The organism is Methanosaeta sp. UBA356, from assembly GCF_002496465.1.
Classification (GTDB): Archaea; Halobacteriota; Methanosarcinia; order Methanotrichales; family Methanotrichaceae; genus Methanothrix; species Methanothrix soehngenii.
The window spans coordinates 1-5,864 of sequence record NZ_DAKC01000085.1 but is presented as its reverse complement, the minus strand read 5'-3'; the positions used below and the strand labels follow the sequence as shown (position 1 = coordinate 5,864).

Annotated in this window: 7 protein-coding genes and 1 tRNA gene; 7 read left to right on the top strand and 1 reads right to left on the bottom strand. The window is 53.0% G+C overall.

Annotated elements, in window-relative coordinates:
- A partial coding sequence (gene uppS, locus BP727_RS07320) for a polyprenyl diphosphate synthase (RefSeq protein ID WP_286858094.1) occupies nucleotides 1-408 on the bottom strand: 408 nt, incomplete at its 3' end.
- A 122-nt stretch (nucleotides 409-530) separates the two neighbouring features.
- On the opposite strand from uppS, the gene BP727_RS07315 reads away from it, so the two are divergent.
- From BP727_RS07315 to BP727_RS07285, 7 genes are all read left to right on the top strand, one after another.
- Nucleotides 531-604: transfer RNA gene (locus BP727_RS07315), tRNA-Val, on the top strand.
- A 179-nt stretch (nucleotides 605-783) separates the two neighbouring features.
- The gene (gene eif1A / locus BP727_RS07310) at nucleotides 784-1,104 is read left to right on the top strand and encodes a translation initiation factor eIF-1A (protein ID WP_269798888.1); all 321 of its coding nucleotides are present in this window, start codon (nucleotides 784-786) and stop codon (nucleotides 1,102-1,104) included.
- A gap of 16 nt (nucleotides 1,105-1,120) precedes the next feature.
- A complete protein-coding gene (locus tag BP727_RS07305) occupies nucleotides 1,121-1,921 on the top strand; it encodes a serine protein kinase RIO (RefSeq protein WP_273278901.1) in 801 nt (266 codons plus the stop codon).
- Nucleotides 1,922-1,943: 22 nt separating this feature from the next.
- Entirely contained in the window at nucleotides 1,944-2,486 is a 543-nt protein-coding gene (locus BP727_RS07300; RefSeq protein ID WP_013718234.1) for a KH domain-containing protein, read from the top strand.
- A gap of 70 nt (nucleotides 2,487-2,556) precedes the next feature.
- The gene (locus BP727_RS07295) at nucleotides 2,557-4,224 is read left to right on the top strand and encodes a site-2 protease family protein (RefSeq protein WP_286858091.1); all 1,668 of its coding nucleotides are present in this window, start codon (nucleotides 2,557-2,559) and stop codon (nucleotides 4,222-4,224) included.
- Between the two features lie 151 nt (nucleotides 4,225-4,375).
- Entirely contained in the window at nucleotides 4,376-5,494 is a 1,119-nt protein-coding gene (locus BP727_RS07290; protein WP_286858090.1) for a hypothetical protein, read from the top strand.
- Between the two features lies 1 nt (nucleotide 5,495).
- Nucleotides 5,496-5,864: hypothetical protein (locus tag BP727_RS07285; RefSeq protein WP_286858088.1), on the top strand; the 369-nt coding region annotated here is incomplete at its 3' end.

The following is a 5,864-nucleotide window of genomic DNA, read 5'->3' as shown; positions in this document are numbered from 1 at the left end:
TCGGATCTCCTCCTGCAGATCATCGGGAAGCATCTCCAACCGACCGATGGCTCGCACCCGAACTCTATTGAAATGGATTTTCTTTGAATTTCTCAGCTCATTGAACTTTTTCTTTATCAAATCAAAGATATAGCGCTTCTCCGAATCCTCCCGGCTGAAGTTCTCTGTGGAAAAAGCATAAAGGGTGAGATGCCGAACCCCCACCTCCAGGCACCAGTCTGACACCCTCTCCGAGGTCTCAGCGCCAAGGCTATGGCCAAGAGATTTAGCGAGCCCCTTCTGCTTGGCATACCTGCGGTTTCCATCCTGAATTATCGCTATATGCTCCACCGGTGACCCTGCCAGGATCTGAGACTTGAGCCGCCTCTCATACAAAAGATAAACAGGATTTCTCAGGATTTGACTCATTTATTTAATTAAGCTCGCGAATTGATATTTAAATAATTCCTTGTCACGAGCCCAAAACTGGCCAAGGGATTTTCCCTCTAGGGCAAGATACTAATATCTGATGCCTTACTTCCTTACTTCGAGGGCCTGTGGTCTAGCTGGTTATGACATCGCCTTCACACGGCGGGGATCACGCGTTCGAATCGCGTCGGGCCCATTCGGATTCGGATCGACACAAGCTTTAACTATTTAAGCGTCATTTTCGACTGAGGTGGTGCGGCAAGTTGCTCTGGCGATCCTGGCTGCAAATGGGCCAGATAGCGATCCAACACCGCTCAGGATCTCATCGATCCGGCATCTAATCTAAAATCTGCAATTATTATTTGAGGTGATAAGCTGTACAATAGAGGTCATGGTGGGGAGGAAGGAGCAGTAATAACCAGAGTTCGCCTCCCTCGCAAACAGGATAGAGAGATATTCGGTCATGTAGAAAGCCTGCTTGGCTCCAATCGCATCAAGGTCAGGGGCATTGACGGCGTAACCAGGATGGCCCGCATACCGGGAAAGATGAAGAAGAGGATCTGGATACGAGAGGGCGACGTGGTCATAATCATCCCTTGGGAGTTCCAGAATGAGAAGGCTGACGTGGTCTGGAGATACACCGGCCCTCAAGTGGACTGGCTGCAGCGCAAAGGTTTTCTGAAGGGCTCTTCATAAGCCGGATAGACAAATCATGAGCAGGCGCAGCAAGGATGAGGATTTTGATACTCGTATTGATGTTCTTCGTACCAGAATCAAGGACTCCGATGACCTGAATGTCCAGGACGCTGTCTTTGACAAGCGAACCCTGATGGACCTGTACAGCCTGGCAAGCAAAGGGGTCATAGATGCCCTGGGAGGTTCCATCTGCACCGGAAAAGAGGCGAATATATTCCGGGCTCTGGTGGGCAGCAGAGAGCTTGCCCTCAAGATCTATCGCATTTCTACCAGCAACTTCAATGTGATGCAGGATTACCTGCATGGCGATCCCAGATTTGGAAGCGTCAAGGGCACGAAAAGAGCTATTGTCGCCGCCTGGACCCGCAAGGAGTATCGCAATCTCATGCGTGCGGAGGAAGTGGGTGTGCGGGTGCCCCATCCCATCACCATGAAGGAGAATATTCTGGTTATGGATCTGATCGGCAAGGGAGATTATGTCGCACCACCCCTAAAGGATGTCGAGCTGGACTCTGCAGAGGCCGAGCAAATCTACCAGAAGATCGTCGAATATATATCCCTGCTCTGCAATCAGGCCGGTCTGGTTCATGCCGACCTGAGCGAGTTTAATATCCTATACGATGATGGCGAGCCGGTGATAATAGATATGGGACAATCGGTCACCCTGGACCATCCCATGGCCAGAAAGTTCCTGGAGCGAGACATCTCCAATATAGTTCATTACTTCCAGAAAAAGTACTCTATTGGCTCATCCGAGGAGATCTATGCCAGGATCCAGAAGGATGGAGCTGAAAAGGCAAAAAAGGAGAGTATCTGATCAAGATAAAAGGAGGCTGACAATGGATATAAAGATCCCAGAAGAACGTATAGGAGTGTTGGTGGGACCTAACGGCTCCATGAAACACTTCATAGAAGAGAAGACAAAGACCTCTCTGGAGATAGACAGCGATACAGGCACAATTTCTGTCACATCCGCAGAAGATCCATTGCAGGTATTGAGGGTCATGGACCTGGTGAAGGCTATTGGCAGAGGATTCTCGCCGGAGAGAGCGCTGGCGATCCTGGACGACGAGATGCTGATGCTCGATGTGCTGGACATATCCAAGACAGCAGGCACCAGGAGCGATATGGAACGGTTGAAGGGACGCATCATCGGCAAGGATGGAAGGTCGAGGGAGATAATGGAGCGGCTCTCGGGCACCAAGGTCTCCGTCTACGGCAAGACGGTGGCCATACTCGGCTACCCCGAGCAGATCAGAGTGGCACGCGCAGCGATAGAGATGCTCCTTGATGGTGCGCCCCATGGTAATGTCTACAGCTTCCTGGAGAGGAAGCATGAGGATCTGGCCAAGATGGAACTTGAGGAACAGGGATTGCTCTAAAGCCCTCGTCTCAACTTATATACATGATGCCAGACATATAACACCGAATTGACCTGATGAGGCTGGAGTTTTGAGCTTCGATTTACAGCTAGAATTCGCAGATTGGATGCTTATCGCAGCGGCGCTGATAGGCCTGTATTCCATCCTCCTTTTGCCCTTGAGAGATAGCGAGGCATGGAAGAAGAGAGGTGTGACTGTGGGAGGGATATCAGGAATACCCCTCCTCATATTCCTGCGGACAACCAAAGGATTGAAGCTGCTCGACCAGCTGAGCCGCCCCAAGTGGATATGGAGAACGGCGGTAACTATCGGAATTCCTCTGGTGATCCTGAGCATGGCCACATTCTTGATCCTCGTATTGCTCATGACCTACCTGATGATTCTCTCTCCACCCGAGCCCAGCAGCTACAATGCACCCAGAAATATCCTGCTCATCCCCGGTCTGAACGAGTATATCCCCTTTTTATGGGGCTGGATCGCCCTATTCGTCACCATGCTGGTGCACGAGTTTGCTCATGGCATCCTATCCCGAGTGGAAGGGGTCAGGGTTAAGTCCATGGGCATAGTAACCCTGCTCGTTGCCCCAATAGCTGCTTTTGTTGAGCCGGATGAGGAGGATCTCTTCGGCACAAAGAACAAGCCGCCCCTGGTGAACAGGGCCGCTAGGATCAGGATTCTCTCCGCCGGGGTCATAGCCAACTTCATGGTGGCCGCACTGGCCATGGCCCTCTTCTTTGGGCCGGTTCTGGGCTCCATGTCCCCTGTTGACCGGCTGATTGCGGTGGGTGTCCAGGAGGATTCAATAGCGGAGGAGGCAGGCTTTGAGAGCGGCATGGTCCTGCTTCAGGTGAATGGAGAGAATGCGATAAAGATAGAGGAGCTTTACAGCAATCTGGGCAGCAGCATGGTGGAGATGGAGGTCTTGCACAACGGCCAAAAGGAGATCTTCAACCTCCCCGGCCAGGCGGCAAGGGGAATCATGGTTGCCTCCATCTTCCCGGACTCTCCCGCCGATTCCGTCGGCCTGCCTGCGGGCAGCGTGATCTCCAGGATCGACGGCAAGGAGGTGGTGGATGTTGAGGGCTTCAGAAGGGAGATGAACCTCACCCGACCCGGTCAGATCATCACCATCACCACCGGAAGTGGCAAGAGCTACCAGGTCAACCTCACCTCCGCTGCTGGCCAGGGAGAGGATGAGCAGAAAGAGGAGTCGGATGCTGTGGGAACGGGCTTTATCGGCATTGTGATGTCAGGGAACGCCATCTATTCGGGTGGTGTGGCATTCCAGGAAGCTCCTGCCAGCGAGTTCCTCCAGATGCTGAAAACCATTCCAAAGAGCGGCGTAGAGGGTTTCGCCTACATGCTCAACCTGCCATTTTCAGGAATTCCCGGATTCACCCAGAAAGGATTTCCGGGATTCAGCGGTTGGCTGACTGCGGTCTACGAACCGGTTGGTTGGGCGGAGCCCCTGGGTGAGAGGTTCTTCTGGATAGCGAACCTCCTCCTCTGGATAGGCTGGATCAACCTTTATGCCGGCCTCTTCAATTGCCTTCCTGCCGGTCCCCTGGATGGAGGTCATATCTTCAGAGATCTGGTGCAGACGGGCTTTGAGCGGCTGGTTCCGCCCGAGAAGGCGGAGAAGCTCACCAGAACTGCAGTCGCCATTTTCACCTGGGTGATTCTGACCAGCCTGCTAATAAGCATCATCGCGCCGTTTACCCATAATATATCGATCTGATGACTTGGGGTCTGGAAGAGCCCGTTGGCCGTTGTTGGCAGAGCTCTCTTGAGCTTTCTGCCTTCTGCCGCGCTGGCCTCATTCCCCTCACTTCGATACGTTAGTTTTAAACCCATTCAGAAATGACAGGTTGCCAGGCAGGTTTCGTCCCATGAAAATATGCTCTATCTGTTCTATCCGCCATCTCGCGGCATTAGCCCTACTGATGGCCCTGGCCGCAACCGCTCAGTCCATAGAGATCTTTAGCCTCTACTCCAATATCGACTCCGCCGATATCACACTGGTGGGAGGAGGAGAAGGGATTCTTCAGATGGATCTGACCCAGGACAACAAGGTTCTGAATAGCAGAATACTGGATATCGATGGCCCCGGCACCTATGTAGTGCGCTGGCCAAATCTCAAAGTCGATAAGGGAAGCTATTCGGTCTGCGCAACTCTGCGAGATGATGGGACGAAGGACAACAGCAGCGATGATGCGGGCGAGATAAAGGATGGTGCGGTGCAGTCCCGGAGATGCTACCGGTTCTATTATGGCGGAGTTGAGCCGGTAAGGTTTGATGTGCGCGATTTTCGTTCCGATTCCCGGGGGCTTCACCTGGCGATAAGCGCCAGCGATCCGACCATTGTGGACATCTATTACATGCTGGTTCAGGGAGATCGAGCACTATATGTAACCCGGGAGAAGGCAGTGCCCATCTCTGGTCTCATGTCCATGGCCGTTCAAAAGGACTACAAATGGAAGCCCATACTGGAGAACGGCCAGATATATGAGGGCCGGGTCAAGATCGTGGAGCTGAACCACAATCAGACCAGGGCCTTTATGAGCCCCTTTGTGGCGATTGAGGATGCCCAGATAACTGAGACCTACCAGGATGAGACAGGGGCAAGCGCCACCGTCATGGGCGACTCCAGGGTTCCTTTTGAGGGACTCCTCAGGTTCACCCTCTCTGATGGGGGGGAGGTCCTCAATATCACCGAGAAGAAGACCCCCGTTCTTCTCTCCGGGGATGATGAGACGGTGGAGATCACCTGGAATTCTACCCTCGAGCCGGGGGTCTATCAGCTACAAACCGCCCTGATCGGGCAGGATGGCAGCATAGTAGACCTGCAGGAGAACATCATCGAGGCCAAGCCAATCGTAGTGAGGAGCAATGTGGATGAGACAAAGAGCACAGGCCTTCCCGCCGGCCTCGCTGGAGTGGCAATGCTGGCCATAATCCTCTTCCGAAGAATGAGAAGACAGAGCCAATTGATGAATTCGAGGGTATGACATGGTACATGCTGTCTTCTGCCTGGTGAGCGCCTTGACCATCATGGCGGCGGTCGTATCCCTGGCTTATGCGGGGGAAGTGCCGAAGGGCGACGAGAATATGGCCCCAAATATGACATCCAATATCACCTTGAACGCCCAAGGAAGCATCGCATCGAATGAGACCAGGAATGCCGCCGAAGATGTAAAAGTCCTGCGCGCTGGAAGCGAGAGCACCAAGGCCCCAAAGGCTTTTGGATGGAAGAGCAGCCGCCGAACGGCTGGCATCAAGATTGGCCTTGAGCCAAAATCCGAACTCAACCTCAGCCGCCAGCAGGAATCGGTATCGAAATTCAAATTCAATTCCGATATCTACACCCCGCTCTTCATC

Coding starts and splice junctions, on each gene's coding strand:
- BP727_RS07305 (WP_273278901.1), top strand. CDS start 1,121: ATGAGCAGGCGCAGCAAGGATGAGGATTTTGATACTCGTATTGATGTT.
- BP727_RS07300 (WP_013718234.1), top strand. CDS start 1,944: ATGGATATAAAGATCCCAGAAGAACGTATAGGAGTGTTGGTGGGACCT.
- BP727_RS07290 (WP_286858090.1), top strand. CDS start 4,376: ATGAAAATATGCTCTATCTGTTCTATCCGCCATCTCGCGGCATTAGCC.